11 protein-coding genes are annotated in these 14,664 nt (G+C 65.8%); 9 read left to right on the top strand and 2 right to left on the bottom strand.

The features are described from left to right. From ACT54B_RS20700 to repC, 5 genes are all read left to right on the top strand, one after another. The coding region (locus tag ACT54B_RS20700) for a PKD domain-containing protein (protein WP_476047743.1) at window positions 1-4,716 on the top strand (4,716 nt) is incomplete at its 5' end. Between the two features lie 149 nt (window positions 4,717-4,865). Beyond that, window positions 4,866-5,102 carry a WGR domain-containing protein gene (locus tag ACT54B_RS20695; protein WP_476047742.1) on the top strand — a complete coding sequence of 79 codons (237 nt, stop codon included), beginning with the start codon at window positions 4,866-4,868 and terminating at the stop codon, window positions 5,100-5,102. A gap of 406 nt (window positions 5,103-5,508) precedes the next feature. Then, complete coding sequence (gene repA, locus ACT54B_RS20690; protein WP_476047740.1) at window positions 5,509-6,759, top strand: plasmid partitioning protein RepA; 1,251 nt, start codon at window positions 5,509-5,511, stop codon at window positions 6,757-6,759. A gap of 2 nt (window positions 6,760-6,761) precedes the next feature. Then, window positions 6,762-7,841 carry a plasmid partitioning protein RepB gene (gene repB, locus ACT54B_RS20685; protein WP_476047738.1) on the top strand — a complete coding sequence of 360 codons (1,080 nt, stop codon included), beginning with the start codon at window positions 6,762-6,764 and terminating at the stop codon, window positions 7,839-7,841. Window positions 7,842-8,202: 361 nt separating this feature from the next. After that, window positions 8,203-9,456 (top strand): plasmid replication protein RepC, encoded by a 1,254-nt coding sequence (gene repC / locus ACT54B_RS20680; protein ID WP_476047736.1) that lies wholly within the window; start codon window positions 8,203-8,205, stop codon window positions 9,454-9,456. Here the strand turns inward: repC and ACT54B_RS20675 are convergent. After that, window positions 9,449-10,408: a L,D-transpeptidase gene (locus ACT54B_RS20675; protein WP_476047735.1), complete on the bottom strand. Its 960-nt coding sequence runs from the start codon at window positions 10,406-10,408 to the stop codon at window positions 9,449-9,451. The genes repC and ACT54B_RS20675 overlap by 8 nt on opposite strands. Beyond that, complete coding sequence (locus ACT54B_RS20670) at window positions 10,408-10,728, bottom strand: hypothetical protein (protein WP_476047733.1); 321 nt, start codon at window positions 10,726-10,728, stop codon at window positions 10,408-10,410. The genes ACT54B_RS20675 and ACT54B_RS20670 overlap by 1 nt, the downstream gene beginning before the upstream one ends. Window positions 10,729-11,160: 432 nt before the next feature. Here ACT54B_RS20670 and aqpZ point away from each other — a divergent pair, with 432 nt between their 5' ends. The 4 genes from aqpZ to ACT54B_RS20650 all read left to right on the top strand — a co-directional run bounded on the left by aqpZ (window position 11,161) and on the right by ACT54B_RS20650 (window position 14,652). Next, window positions 11,161-11,847: an aquaporin Z gene (gene aqpZ, locus ACT54B_RS20665; protein WP_476047732.1), complete on the top strand. Its 687-nt coding sequence runs from the start codon at window positions 11,161-11,163 to the stop codon at window positions 11,845-11,847. A gap of 177 nt (window positions 11,848-12,024) precedes the next feature. Then, entirely contained in the window at window positions 12,025-12,933 is a 909-nt protein-coding gene (locus tag ACT54B_RS20660; protein WP_476047730.1) for a LysR family transcriptional regulator, read from the top strand. Window positions 12,934-13,017: 84 nt separating this feature from the next. Continuing rightward, the gene (locus ACT54B_RS20655) at window positions 13,018-13,383 is read left to right on the top strand and encodes a hypothetical protein (protein WP_476047757.1); all 366 of its coding nucleotides are present in this window, start codon (window positions 13,018-13,020) and stop codon (window positions 13,381-13,383) included. A gap of 219 nt (window positions 13,384-13,602) precedes the next feature. Continuing rightward, complete coding sequence (locus tag ACT54B_RS20650; RefSeq protein ID WP_476047729.1) at window positions 13,603-14,652, top strand: MBL fold metallo-hydrolase; 1,050 nt, start codon at window positions 13,603-13,605, stop codon at window positions 14,650-14,652. Window positions 14,653-14,664: the final 12 nt, after the last annotated feature.

Below are 14,664 nucleotides of genomic sequence, written 5' to 3'. Positions count from 1 at the left end.
CTCTCCAATGCCTCGGCTGCCCAGCCGACCTTCACCGCGCCGACCGTGGCGTGGAATGCTTCGCCCGTTACCCTCACCTTCAGCCTGCGGGTGAATGACGGCGCCCAGAACAGTGCCACCGCAGATACGGTCTCGATCACCGTGAATCCTGCGGCCAATCAGGCCCCGACCGCCAATGCCGGTCCGGACCAGACGGTTGCCTCGGCGGCATCGGTCACGCTCAACGGCACCGGTTCTACCGATCCGGAAGCCCAGACGCTCACCTACACCTGGACGCAGACCGCTGGCCCTGCGGTTACTCTCTCCAATGCCTCGGCTGCCCAGCCGACCTTCACCGCGCCGACCGTGGCGTGGAATGCTTCGCCCGTTACCCTCACCTTCAGCCTGCGGGTGAATGACGGGGTCCAGAACAGCGCCGCCGCAGATACGGTGTCCATCACCGTCAACCCGGCCGCCAATCAGGCCCCGACCGCCAATGCCGGACCCGACCAGACGGTCGCCTCGGCGGCATCGGTCACGCTCAATGGCACCGGCTCGACCGATCCGGAAGCGCAGACGCTCACCTATAGCTGGACGCAGACCGCCGGACCGGCCGTGACGCTCTCCAATGCGTCGGCTGCGCAGCCGACCTTCACCGCGCCGACCGTGGCGTGGAATGCTTCGGCCGTGACGCTGACCTTCAGCCTGCGGGTGAATGACGGGGTCCAGAACAGCGCCGCCGCAGATACGGTGTCCATCACCGTCAACCCGGCCGCCAATCAGGCCCCGACCGCCAATGCCGGCCCGGACCAGACGGTCGCCTCGGCGGCGTCGGTCACGCTCAACGGTACCGGCTCCACCGATCCGGAAGCGCAGACGCTGACCTATAGCTGGACGCAGACCGCCGGCCCTGCGGTTACGCTCTCCAATGCTTCGGCTGCGCAGCCGACCTTCACCGCGCCGACCGTGGCGTGGAATGCTTCGGCCGTGACGCTGACTTTCAGCCTCACCGTCAACGATGGTGTGCAGAACAGTGCGGCGGCGGATACGGTCTCGATCACCGTCAATCCAGCGGCCAATCAGGCCCCGACCGCCAATGCAGGCCCGGACCAGACGGTTGCCACGGCGGCATCGGTGACCCTCGACGGTACCGGGTCTACCGATCCGGAAGCGCAGACGCTCACTTACAGCTGGACGCAGACTGCCGGCCCTGCCGTCACGCTGTCCAGCAGCACAACGGCCCAGCCGACCTTCACCGCACCGACGGTTGCCTGGAACGCCCCGGCCGTGACGCTGACCTTCAGCCTCACCGTCAATGATGGCGTCCAGAACAGCGCGGCGGCAGATACGGTCTCGATCACCGTAAGCCCTGCGGGCAATGTTGCGCCGACCGCCAATGCGGGTCCTGACCAGACGGTCGCCTCCGCCGCCTCCGTCGCGCTCGATGCAACCGGCTCCACCGATCCCGAAGCGCAGACGCTCACTTACAGCTGGACGCAGACCGCCGGCCCGGCCGTGACGCTGTCCAGCACGACCGCCGCGCAGCCGACCTTCACCGCGCCGACGGTTGCCTGGAACGCCCCGGCTGTGACGCTGACCTTCAGTCTAACCGTCAATGATGGCGTGCAGAACAGTGGCGCGGCGGATACGGTCTCGATCACCGTCAATCCGGCCGCCAATCAGGCCCCGACCGCCAATGCCGGCCCTGACCAGACCGTCGCCACGGCGGCATCGGTAACCCTCGACGGTACCGGCTCCACCGATCCCGAAGCGCAGACGCTCACTTACAGCTGGACGCAGACCGCCGGCCCTGCCGTCACGCTTTCCAGCACCACAACGGCCCAGCCGACCTTCACCGCGCCGACGGTTGCCTGGAACGCCCCGGCCGTGACGCTGACCTTCAGCCTGCGGGTGAATGACGGCGTCCAGAACAGCGCGGCGGCCGATACGGTCTCCATCACCGTAAGCCCCGCGGGCAATTTGGCTCCGACCGCCAATGCCGGTCCGGACCAGACGGTTGCCTCGGCCGCTGCCGTTACCCTGAACGGCACGGGTTCCACCGATCCGGAAAGCCAGCCCCTCACCTACACCTGGACGCAAACCGCCGGCCCTGCCGTCACGCTTTCCAGCACCACAACGGCCCAGCCGACCTTCACCGCGCCGACGGTGGCGTGGAATGCTTCGCCTGTCACCCTGACCTTCAGCCTGCGGGTGAATGACGGCGTGCAGAACAGCGCGGCGGCCGATACGGTCGCCATCACCGTAAGCCCTGCGGGCAACGCGGCCCCGACCGCCAATGCCGGTCCGGACCAGACGGTCCCGTCGGCCGCGTCGGTCACGCTGAACGGCACCGGCTCTACCGACCCGGAAAGCCAGCCGCTCTCCTACACCTGGACGCAAACCGCCGGCCCTGCCGTCACGCTGTCCAGCGCCTCCGCCGCCCAGCCGAGCTTCACCGCGCCGGCGGTAGCTTCGAATGGTTCGCCTGTCACCCTCACCTTCAGCCTGCGGGTAAATGACGGCGTGCAGAACAGCGCGGCGGCCGATACGGTCTCCATTACCGTAAGCCCCGCGGGCAATTTGGCTCCGACCGCCAATGCCGGTCCGGACCAGACGGTCCCATCGGCCGCGTCGGTCACGCTGAACGGCACCGGCTCCACCGATCCGGAAAGCCAGCCCCTCACCTACAGCTGGACCCAGACCGCCGGCCCTGCCGTCACCCTCTCCAGCGCCTCCGCCGCGCAGCCGAGCTTCACCGCGCCGGCGGTGGCCTCCGGCGCACCGGCCGAAGTGCTGACCTTCAGCCTTCTCGTCAATGACGGTGTGCAGAACAGTGCCGCAGCCGATCAGGTCACTGTGACGGTGCGGCCCGGCACGATCGGGATCACCCCGGCATCCGGCTCGGCGCTTGCCGCCGGCACGGTGGGCACGGTCTATGCAGACCGCTCCATCTCTGCCAGCGGGGGCACCGGCGCCATCGGCTATGCCATCACCGGCGGTGCCCTGCCCGGCGGGCTGGCGTTGAACGCCTCCTCGGGCGCGATCACCGGCACGCCCTCGGCGGCGGGCGATTTCTCCTTCACCGTTACGGCGACGGATTCGGTCAACAGCACCGTGTCCGCCAGCTATACGATCCGCATCCAGCCGGCGCGGGTCACCTATGTCTTCACGCCGGCCGCCGGGGCTCTGCCTGCCGCCATGGTGGGCAGCGATTACCGCCAGTCGATCACCGCGACCGGCGGCACCGCACCGCTGCTTTACAGTCTCGCCTCGGGAACCCTGCCCAAGGGACTGGTGCTGAATATCTCGACCGGGGAGCTGACCGGCCCGCTCGCTGCGGATGCGGTGCCCGGTCGCTATACCTTCAGCATTGGCGTGACCGACCGCACCGGAGCGACCGGCGCGGCGGCCTATACGCTGGAGGTCAAGCCCGTGAAGACGACCGTTCCGGATGTCGTCATCGAGGTCACCGCCGGCTCCAGCCCGCCGAATGTCTACCTCAATCGCGGCGCCACCGGCGGGCCCTTCACCGGTGCCGAAATTGTCGATGTCACGCCGCCCGATTCCGGCACGGCCAGCATCGTGCGCGGCGAACTGGCCCAGGCTGGTGCGGCCGCTCCGCCGGCGGGATGGTATCTGAAATTCGTGCCCGATCCGGCTTTCACCGGCGAGGTGCGCGTGCGCTACCGCCTGATCGGCATAACCGGTCCTTCCAATATCGGCACGGTCACCTATCGCATCACCCATGATCCGGTGAAGGTGGCGGAGGATATTGACGGCCTCGTGCGGGATTTCGTCGCCACCCGCCAGAACCTGATTGCCAATACGATCAAGGTGCCGAGCCTCGCCGACCGCCGGCGTCTGGGTGAAGCGACCGATCCGGTCACGGCACGGATGACACCGTCCGACGGCGGCATGACGGCCAGCTTCTCCACAAGCCTCAACCAGATCGAGGCGGCCCGGGACCGGGCGGACGGCGTGGACGGGGCGGAGCCCTCTCCCTTCAACGTCTGGATCGACACCACCTTCCTTCTCCACACCCGCGAGGAGATCGAAAACCGCTGGGGCAGCTTCGCGATGGTCAGCCTGGGGGCGGATTACCTCGTCACCGACCGCGCCCTTCTCGGCCTGTCGCTGCATATCGACCGGATGACGGATCCCGTCGATGCGGATGCGGAGCTGACGGGCAATGGCTGGATGGCCGGTCCCTACGCCTCCATCGAGCTTGCCCGGAACATCTTCTGGAATGCGAGCCTGCGCTATGGCGGTTCGTCCAACGACATCGACACGGCCATGTGGGACGGCAGTTTCGACACGACCCGCTGGATGGCCGATACCTCGCTGGAAGGCGAATGGATGATGGAAAACGGCCTGACCGTGTCCCCCAAGCTCCGTATCGTCTACTTCTCCGAATCCGTCGACGACTACACGGTGCGCGATGCATCCGGCACCGAAGTGGCGGTTCCCGGCTTTGACGAGAACCAGTTCCGCGTCAGCCTCGGGACGGAAATCGCCCGCTCCTTCACCCTGGAGGACGGTTCGAAGCTGACGCCGAAGCTGGGTGTGACGGCAGGCTATGCCGGCCTCGACGGCTCGGGAGCCTTCGGCATGGTCACCGCCGGCGTTTCCCTCGAAACGGCCGACGACTGGACGCTGGAGGCGGGCACGCTCTTTACGCTCGCCGAGGAAGGCGACCTGTCTGTCGGTGGAAAGCTGCGGGCTGCCAAGCGGTTCTGAGTCTGGCGCCCTCACCCGAAAGCCGCCGCCCGGTTTGCTCCGGGCGGCGGCTTTTGTTTTGCCCACCGATCACGCCCGTGAATCGGTTGCCGCCAACCGATTCAAAACTCTCATTGGACCCGTCGCGCGCTCGGTGGTCTTCTCGGTTCATGGACGAGAACCGACTTCACTTTCATCTGCAGCGGCTGGACCCGGCCCGCAACATGCGCCGCTTCTACATGCTCAGCGTCGAGCGGGATCTGTTCGGTGCGCCCCTCCTCATCCGCCGCTGGGGGCGGATCGGCACCCATGGCCAGTCGCGCTGCGAAACCTTTCCGACCCTTGCCGCCGCGGAAGAACGCCTGCAGCGCTGGCACCGCGCCAAGCGCCGCAAAGGTTACTGTTGACAGGCCAGAGAGACGGTTGACAGCTGTCAACCGTCCGTTGCTCCCGGCGACTCGCCGGTTCGGCCGGGACTCTCTGCGGTTGCGCAGCCGATTCCTTTGGTGGAAAAGCGCCTTCCGCCGGTTGACAGCTGTCAACCGCGTCGACTCTCCTGCCGGCAGTCCCCTGAGTCTGCGCAAAAGCCCCGGTTTCCGGGCTCTGTTAAGGTTTTGTTAACCCAAAAACACTTGACGCGACTCGGCATCTTCGCCAACGTTTACGCAATTTCGAGCTTAGACCCACAATTTCGCGTAAGTGGTCCCATCGTCTGTAGGTCGCAAGGCCGGCGTAACCCCACCGCTTCATGAAGAGACGGGTCATCAGCTTTTTGCAAGGGCGCCAGGGTGCGTCCGGAGAATGGAGTGAGGGATGGCATTGCCATCGAACAGGATCGAGGCCCCGGAGGCCCAGAACGAGCGCCCCGCCGATGTGACCATCGCGGAAGATGCGCAGGCATTGTCGCTGCAATTGAAGGCCATGCGGGAGCGGCTGTTCCCGCCGGCCTCGCAGAAGACGTTGCGCAGCTTTTCCTCCGTCGAAGCGGCGCGGCTGATCGGTGTGTCCGACGGCTATCTGCGCCAGCTCTCGCTGGCGGGGGAGGGGCCCCAGCCCGATATCGGCCCCGGCGGGCGGCGGTCCTATTCGCTCGCCGATATCGATGCGCTGCGCCAGCATCTGGCAGAGCAGGCACGGGCGAAGGGCAATGTCGCCAAGGCGCGCGCCTATGTGAAATGGCGCGACGAAAGCGCGGGCGAACATCTGCAGGTCATTTCGGTCACCAACTTCAAGGGCGGCTCGGGCAAGACCACGTCGTCGGTGCATCTCGCCCAGCACCTCGCCATGACCGGCCACCGGGTGCTGGCGATCGATCTCGATCCGCAGGCCTCGCTCTCGGCGCTCTTCGGCTACCAGCCGGAACTCGATCTCTCGGGCAATGACACGATCTATGGCGCGATCCGCTATGATGGCGAGGCGCGGCCGCTGAAGGAGATCATCCGCAAGACCTATTTCCACGGGCTGGATCTGGTGCCGGGCAATCTCGAACTGCAGGAATTCGAGCATTCGACGCCGCGGGCGCTTGCCGCCCGCCGCGCCGGCGAAACGGAAAAGCTGTTCTTCACCCGGGTGCAGGCGGCGCTGGCCTCCGTGGCCGGCGACTATGACGTGGTCGTCATCGATTGCCCGCCGCAGCTCGGCTATCTCACGCTCTCGGCACTCTGCGCCTCCACGTCGGTGCTGGTGACGGTGCATCCGCAGATGCTCGACGTCGCCTCGATGAGCCAGTTCCTGTTCATGACGTCGGATCTGCTCGGCGTGGTGCGCGAGGCGGGCGGGCAGCTGAACTTCGATTTCCTGCGCTACCTCGTCACCCGCTTCGAGCCGCATGACGGGCCGCAGGCGCAGATCGTCGGCTTCCTGCGCTCGCTGTTCGGCGAACGGGTGCTGACGGCGCCGATGGTCAAGTCGACCGCGATTTCCGATGCGGGCCTGACCAAGCAGACCCTTTACGAAGTCGGCCGCGAAAACTTTTCCCGCGGCACCTATGATCGCGCCATGGAATCCCTCGAAGCCGTGAATGCGGAAGTCGAGGCGCTGATCCATGCCGCCTGGAGGCGTTGAGGATGGCAGGACGCGACCGGAAGAATTCGCTGAAGGAACTGTTCTCCGCCGACGTCGCGCGGGTCACGCCGCCGGCCGCCGCGCCGATGGCCCGCGCGCCGGAAACCAAATCCGCGGTGTCCGCGGAAGGCCTATCCGAGCCGCAGCGCGCCACCTCGGGCGCGGTCAAGGCCATGGGTCTGTCGCTCTCCTCCATCACCCGCGAGGCGGAAGAGGCGAGGGCGCTCCGTGAGGCTCTGGAGAACGGTGACCGGGTCGTGGCGCTCGACCCGGCGGAGATCATCGGCAGTTTCGTGAATGACCGTCTCGACTGGACGGGACACGAGGATACGGAATTCGACGCGCTGCTGGAGAGCATTCGCGAGAATGGCCAGCAGGTGCCCATTCTCGTGCGTCCGGTTCCCGGAGAGACGGGGCGCTACCAGGTGGCCTATGGCCATCGGCGCCTCAAGGCCGCCCGCCAGCTCGGGCTTCCCGTGCAGGCGCTGGTGCGGCCGCTGTCCGATGACGAGCTGATCCTGGCGCAGGGCAAGGAAAATGCCGAGCGCCGCAATCTGAGCTTCATCGAGCGGGCGCTGTTTGCCCGCGCCCTTTCCGAACGGGGGATTTCCCGCAAGCTGATCGGTGAGGCGCTGGGCGGGCTTAAGAAGGACGAAATGTCCCGCCTGATGCGGGTGGCCGAAACGGTGCCCTATCCCGTCATCTACCGGATCGGTCCCGCGCCGAAGACCGGTCGCAACCGCTGGCTGGCGCTGGCGGACCTGTTTGATCGGGACAACGGCGCCGATTTCGAGAAGGCCACGGACGAAACCCACGCGCCCGATTTTCCGGGCCTCGACAGCGACGAGCGCTTCCTGCGGGTGTTCAACCGGCTGACGGCGCCGAAGGCGCGGGCGGAAAAGCCGGTGCGGGCGCTGAACGGCCGCGACGGCCGGCTCCTGGCCCGCATCGAGCCCCGGGACAAGGGCAAGGGAACCACGATCGTGTTCGAACGGGCCGTGTCGCCGGCCTTTCTCCAGGCGCTGGAGGAAGAGCTTGTCACGCTCTTCGAGCGTCACGGAAAAGACGCCCAGGCGACATGACAGATCGTCCCGCACCCGGAAGGGGCGGGGGGTGACAGTGCAATATCGAAGGAAGAGGAACCAGAGACAAGAAAAAAGGACCTCCAAAGCGTTTCCGCTCCGGAAGCCCCTGTAACGTAGCAATTACAAGGAATCACTTCCGTCTCTTGAAGTCAAGTGCTCGGCGAATCGTTTGTTCGCCGAAGACGAATTTCTTTGCCTTTTCCGCGACTTGCGCGGTCGATGCAAAGGCTGGCGTTCCGACCGGAAAACCGGCGGAACGGAGAGACAAGACGCAAATCACCGGAAGGGTGCTTCGCGTCGCTGGAGTTGTGCGCCCTGTCAGAGGTCCCGCTTTCCTCGTCGACGAGAGGACAAGGGGATGGAAACACGATTGACGACGCCATTCGGCGGCGGACGCTTTTCTGCGCATACAGCCCTGCTGCAAAAATCCGTGGCCGAACGGCAGGCGGAGCTGAAGCAGGGGTCCGGCCGCAACGATGACGGGCGAGCCGACAAGTTCGCGCTGCTGTCCGCGCTGACCGAGGCGCGGTTTGCCTATGGGCTGGGTGACCGAGCGTTGGCGGTTCTCGACGCGCTGCTGTCCTTCGTTCCGGGCCGCATGCTGGATGGCCGCCAGCCGCTGGTGGTCTTCCCCTCCAACCGGGCGCTGTCTGCCCGGGCGCGAGGCATGGCGCCGGCGACCCTGCGCCGGCATCTCGCCCAGCTTTCCGACTGCGGTTTCCTGATCCGGCGCGACAGCCCGAACGGCAAGCGCTACCAGGTCAAGGACGAAACGGGCCAGCAGGCGGATGCCTTCGGCTTCGATCTGGCCCCGCTTGCCCTGCGCGCCACCGAAATCGAGGCGAGGGCGGAGGAAGCCCGCGCCGGGATGCGCCGCGAGAAGGCGCTTCGAACCGAGATCACGCTCGAGCAGCGCGACATTGCCCGCATCATCGCCACGGCGCTGGAAGAGGGCAGGGAAGGGGACTGGGAAGGCTTTGCCCATCGCTTCGCGCTCTGCGCCCCCCGCCTTCGCCGCCGGGACAGCGCCCCAGAACTCGAGGCCCGCCTGACCGCGCTTGCCGATTTGCGGCTCGAGGTGGAAAACGCTTATCTCTCAAGCCTTTCTTCCGAAGAAATGAGCGCCAATGATCACCAGAACGAGCGCCATATTCAGATTTCAAATACAGACCTTCCCTCTGAATTAAACGGCAAAGAAGTTATAGAGAGGCGGAGCGAGGAGAGCGAGGCCGCAAAGGATAGTATTCCTGTTCTGGAAAGAAAGGGGCTGGGCGTCTCGCTCGAACGCTTGCTCCGGGCCTGCCCCAGCCTGGCGGATTATGCGCCCGGCGGGGTCATCGAGAGTGCGGAGGCGTTCCTTCGGGTGGCGGGGCTGGTGCGATCGATGCTGGGCATTTCGCCCGATGCCTGGAAGAAGGCGGAAGAAGCGCTCGGCCGTCAGCAGGCGGCGGCGGTCATCGCCATGATCCTCGAAAGGGCCGAGCAGATCCGCTCGCCGGGAGGCTATCTGCGCAACCTGACGGCCAAGGCGGAAAAGGGCGCTTTCAGTCTCGTTCCCATGCTGAAGGCGCTGGAGGCGCGGGCGGAAGCGGAGGGGTCCGGTGTCAGGTAGAGATGACCGTGAAGCCCGGAGCGGAGCGGGTGACCGCGCTTGCCGGCTGGTCGGTCATCATCAGCGTCATGCCGAGATGAATCCGGTCCTGCAGGGCGGCCACCACCTTGGGCTCAGCCGCAAAGCTGGCGCCGGATTTCGGCTCCTGCCGGGCAATGTCGGTTTTGACCCAGTGCAGGTTGCCGGCGGCGAAATCGGCCCCGGCCAGCGTGAAAACCCTTTCGCCGAGCGGGGCGGGCTTGCCCTTGAAGCGAATGTCGCCCTGTGCCACCTCGCGGCCGTTTTCCAGCACGGACATGCGGCGATCCGCGCCGCTGACGACAATGCCGGTAATCCGGTCGGGCGCATCGCTCCGGCGCATGTATTCCCGCTTGAGAACGCTGGTTTCGGCGGCCCTGTAGGTGCCGAGCGTGCTGTCATCCAGCATCAGGCCCGGATGGGCAATGGCGGGCGGGAAGGATGTGTCGTCGGCGAGAATGACCGTCATGCCCAGCTGGGTGATGCCGAAGAGCAGCTCCGAAAACTCCATGGGCAGCCGAACGCAGCCATGGGAGGCCGGATAGCCCGGCAGATTGCCCGCATGCAGGGCAATCCCGTCCCAAGTCAGCCGGTTCATGTTCGGCATGGGCGCGTCGTCATAGGTCTTGGAGCGGTGAAACTTGTCCTTCTGCAGGATGGTGAAGACGCCGGTCGGCGTCTCATGGCCCTTCTTGCCGGTGGAGCAACTGGAGGCGCCGATGCGGATGCCGTTGCGATAGACATGCACGCGCTGTTCGGGGATCGACACCACCACCAGCACCGGGCCGGTCGGCGAACGCTCGGGAAACCAGTTGAACTCGCCGTTCTTCAGTTCTTCCGCGAATTTCATCACCTGTTTGGCCAGCGCCGGGGCGGCTGGAGCAAGGCTTGGCAGTACCAGACCGGAGGCAAGCAGAAAATCGCGGCGGCGCATCAGCCTTCTCCCATATACATCACGTTCTTCACCGCACCGTCGGGGCCGAGAATGCAAAGCCAGGGCCGTTCGGCGCCCTTCAGGCCGATGCGCACGCCGGCCCCCGCCCGCGACGCTTCGGCTTTCAGCACGGACGTATCGCCGATCGGCCGGTTGGCTGTAGCCGCCACGGCGGTGCGGCAGGTCTCGCCGGGGTCTGCGGGCCCTGCCACGGCGGGTGTCACGGGTGCGGGCAAGGCGGGCAACGGTTCCGGCCGCGTGGTGCAGGACGCCGCGAGCGACGCAAGGGCCAAGCCTGCAACAAGTCCTATCCTGTTCATCGTCCCTGTCTCCCTCCTGCCGCAGACCTTCGCATCTCCTGCGGAGAACGAAGCGGGCTTTTGTTTCCAGTCGAGATTTAGACCCGGGCAAAATGCCCGTCTACCGCTTTCGCAACAGGCGGGTGGCGCGCCTCCGAGGCGGATGCGGAGCGACGGAGGAGAGGCGGCAATGACCGGGCGTTTTCCGAAAAGGAAGCATTTACAAGGGGATGCCGGAAATTCCGCCGGTGTCGAGGCGCTGCCGGGCGCGCGCGCGGACGTGAAATTTTCTGGCTAAAAATGAAATTGTCTCAACCATAACATGTTTTTTTCATTGTTTATCCCATTCGCACCTATGCGACAAAGCGACATCCCGTCCCTGCTGCACGCTCTCGAGCCGGGGTCCGGGGGCATGAAGCCGGGCGTTTGCGCCTGAGGGACAGGGGGAACATCATGAAAAACAAACTGGCAGCGGAGCTGCTCGGTACATTCTGGCTGGTCTTCGGCGGCTGCGGCAGCGCGCTTCTGGCCGCCGCCTTTCCGGATCTGGGCATCGGTTTTGCAGGCGTCTCGCTCGCCTTCGGCCTGACGGTGCTGACCATGGCCTATACGGTGGGCGGCATTTCGGGCGGGCACTTCAATCCGGCCGTCTCGGTCGGTCTGGCGGTTGCGGGACGCTTTCCGGCGGGACAGCTGGTGGGCTACATTCTCGCGCAGCTGGCGGGCGCGATCCTGGCGGCTGGCGCGCTTTACGTCATCGTCACGGGCAAGACAGGCGCTGAAATCGGCGGCTTTGCCGCCAATGGCTACGGCGAGCACTCGCCAGGCGGCTATTCGCTGGCGGCCTGCCTGCTGACGGAAGCCATTCTCACGGGCTTCTTCCTGTTCATCATTCTCGGGTCCACCCATCAGCGGGTTCCGGCGGGCTTCGCGGCGATTGCCATCGGTCTTGCGCTGACGCTGATCCACCTGATCTCCATTCCGGTCACCAACACCTCGGTCAATCCGGCCCGGTCCACCAGCCAGGCGCTGTTTGCCGGCGGCTGGGCGCTGCAGCAGCTCTGGCTGTTCTGGGTCGCGCCCGTGATCGGGGCGGTCGTGGGAGCGCTTGCCTGGAAAACGGTGGGCGACAGCGAGTAAGAGAGCAAACCGGGTCGCCCCGGCGGCGGCCCGGCGCTCGACAAGAAATGTCGAATAGAAGTGATTAGATACTCTAGTGTTTCATTATAGTTTGTTTCGCTCTAGACTTCTCCGGCGAGCGGCCGCCCAGGGGGGCGGGTGCAATCCCGCTCACGGCTCATGACAAGGCGACAGGCAATGGATAGCCGGCACAATCTGCGTGCGCTGCACACGTTCGAATCCGTTTCGCGGCACCTGTCGGTTGCCGCAGCGGCGCAGGAGCTGGGCGTGACCCAGAGTGCGGTCAGCCACCAGCTTCGCCTCCTGTCGGAAATTGTCGGCGAACGGCTGGTGCAGAAGCGGGGCAGGGGGATCGAGCTCACGCCGGCGGGGCGCAACCTGGCGCGCAAGCTGCAGCCTGCCTTTGCCGAGATCGAGCGGTCGCTGGCCGGGGCCATCGGCGGCACGCGCGACCGCATCCGGCTTGCCGTCTGCAGCAGTTTCACCTCCGCCTGGCTGGTGCCGCGGCTCGACCGCTTCTATGCCGCCCATCCGCTGATCGACCTGCAGATCGTGATGTATGCCACGGATCCGGAGCTGACGGATGCGGTGGGCGATGCCTTCGTGACCACCTTGCCGCGCGACCGGGGCTATCATGCCCAGTTCCTGTGGGCCGAACGTCTGGTGCCGGTGGCCCCCGTCGGCGCGAAGCTTGCCGCCCTGCCGCTGATCACCACCGACCTCAAGCCGGGCACGGTGGGGCTGGACTGGCAGACCTACGGCCAGGAAAGCGGCAAGGGCGATATTGCCCCGCCGGGCGGTCGCTGGCTTCAGGCTTCCCATTACGTCACGGCCCTGCAGATGGTGCGGCAGGGACTGGGCGCGGCCCTCCTGCCGGATTTCCTCGTCGAGGAGGATCTGGAGGCCGGCCGAATCGAGCGGATGGACGAAACCAGCATTGCCACCCACGAGGATTACCATCTCTGCATCAAGGAAAGCCGCCGCTCCGAGCCGGCGCTGGAGGCGCTGAGCCGCTGGTTCCGGCAGGAGCTGGACCGCATGCAGGGCCGCGGGCCGAAGGCCCGGTTTGCGGTGGTGCATCGCTGATCCTGAAGGATTGATTCCCCCCGCCAAGGCGCTAAGCTTCTTTGCGAGGCCGAGAGAGGCCCGGGAGGAACAGCAATGCGACGCATGTGGCCGGAAGAATTCCAATTCGTCATCGATCAAGCCGAGGAAGTCACGCTCGACATTCCCCACGCGCTGCGCGAGGAGAGCGGCGATCGGGACGTGATCCATCGCAAGGCCCTGCGGGTACGCCTGCCGGAAGAGGTCTGCACCCGGCTCTGGCCGCTGGCCGAAGCCCGCTATCGCCTTTCGGGCCGCCATGCGGGCAAGGCAATCACTCTCATTGCCAACAATCCCCATTACCACGCCGTCCATCCCGCCGATGGCGGCACGGAGGAGGGCGTGGCCGACAGCGGCAAACATTACACCACCCGCTATCTGGTGCTGCATTTCCTGCTGGACGACGTGCGGGAGACGGCGGAAACCGCCTGAGCGAACGTCTCGTCTCGAACGGGCAGGGCCGCGCCCCCTTTCCGGTTTCCAGCCGGAAGGCACGGGCCGCGGCCTGCCGTTTGTGGCCTTTTCGGGCGGTTACCGCCCGGATACCGCATTCTGCTGCGCACATTAAGTTTCCAAGTTACCTAAGGTGATCGGTCCGCTATCAAGATCGGCGCACGGCGCGAGCCGTCCGTTCGACGAAAGGAACCGATGATGAAAAACACCCTTCTCGCTGGCCTGATCCTGCTTCAGGCCACCACCGCCCTTGCGGGCGATTACCTGGCCTATCCCGGCGCCGGCGACATTGCGCCGCCCATGACCCGGAACGAGACCTATGACACGGTTCTCGGCTCCGGCCTCGGCCCCGACATCGACAAGACCAAGGGGTACCGGATCGAGAATTTCGGCCAGGGCGCCCATATGGTCACCAACGGCGTCTACCAGATGATGGTGCTCGTGACCGCCGATGGCGTCATTCTGGCCGATGCGCCGCCACCGCTCGGTGACATGATTCTCAAGGCGGTGGACGAGATCGCGCCGGGCCGGCCGGTGACCCATCTCATCTACAGCCACGCCCATGTGGACCATATCGGCAGCGCGGCCGCGATCGTCGCCGCCTATCCGAAGGTGGAGATCGTCGCCCATCGGGAAACCCGGGACATTCTGGCCCGCGCCGCCGATCCCAACCGGCCGCTGCCCACCCGCATCTTCGATGGCATCGACAAGCCTTTCCGGCTGGAAGCGGGCGGCCAGACGCTTCAGCTCAACTATTCCGGCCCCAATCACGAGCCGGGCAATATCGAGATCTGGCACGCCGGGAGCGGCACGCTGATGCTGGTCGACGTGGTGTTTCCGGGCTGGATGATGTGGCGGCGCATGGCGATTGCCCATGATATTCCCGGCGTCTTCGCTCTCGTCTCCGCCCTGAACGGCAAATATGACTACAAGCACCTGCTTGCCGGCCATGTGGGCCGGGCCGGCACCCGCGCCGACGTGGAGCAGCAACTCGCCTTCATGACCGACCTGCACGGCGCGGCCGCCAAGGCGCTCGGGGAAACGACCCCCGGCGAGGGCATGCAGACGAAGGACCAGACCAATCCCTGGGCGGTCTTCGACAATTTCATCGACCGCGTGACGGTGCGCTGCGTGGCCGACCTCGCACCCAAATGGCGGGATCGCCTGTCCGCCTTCGATGTCTTCATCTACGACCAGTGCATGGCCATGGAGCAGAGCATCCGCGTGGACGGGCCGAGCCTCCGCTGAGGCAGGCCGCGC

This window comes from Gellertiella sp. DMC107 (assembly GCF_056313605.1).
The sequence above is the reverse complement of the archived record's forward strand: the minus strand, read 5'-3'. Positions and strand labels throughout refer to the sequence as shown.

Excerpts from the sequence above, each read along its gene's own strand:
- ACT54B_RS20650 (WP_476047729.1), top strand. The coding sequence starts at position 13,603 with ATGAAAAACACCCTTCTCGCTGGCCTGATCCTGCTTCAGGCCACCACC.
- aqpZ (WP_476047732.1), top strand. The coding sequence starts at position 11,161 with ATGAAAAACAAACTGGCAGCGGAGCTGCTCGGTACATTCTGGCTGGTC.
- ACT54B_RS20675 (WP_476047735.1), bottom strand. The coding sequence starts at position 10,408 with ATGCGCCGCCGCGATTTTCTGCTTGCCTCCGGTCTGGTACTGCCAAGC.
- ACT54B_RS20695 (WP_476047742.1), top strand. The coding sequence starts at position 4,866 with ATGGACGAGAACCGACTTCACTTTCATCTGCAGCGGCTGGACCCGGCC.
- repB (WP_476047738.1), top strand. The coding sequence starts at position 6,762 with ATGGCAGGACGCGACCGGAAGAATTCGCTGAAGGAACTGTTCTCCGCC.
- ACT54B_RS20660 (WP_476047730.1), top strand. The coding sequence starts at position 12,025 with ATGGATAGCCGGCACAATCTGCGTGCGCTGCACACGTTCGAATCCGTT.
- repC (WP_476047736.1), top strand. The coding sequence starts at position 8,203 with ATGGAAACACGATTGACGACGCCATTCGGCGGCGGACGCTTTTCTGCG.
- repA (WP_476047740.1), top strand. The coding sequence starts at position 5,509 with ATGGCATTGCCATCGAACAGGATCGAGGCCCCGGAGGCCCAGAACGAG.
- ACT54B_RS20655 (WP_476047757.1), top strand. The coding sequence starts at position 13,018 with ATGTGGCCGGAAGAATTCCAATTCGTCATCGATCAAGCCGAGGAAGTC.
- ACT54B_RS20670 (WP_476047733.1), bottom strand. The coding sequence starts at position 10,728 with ATGAACAGGATAGGACTTGTTGCAGGCTTGGCCCTTGCGTCGCTCGCG.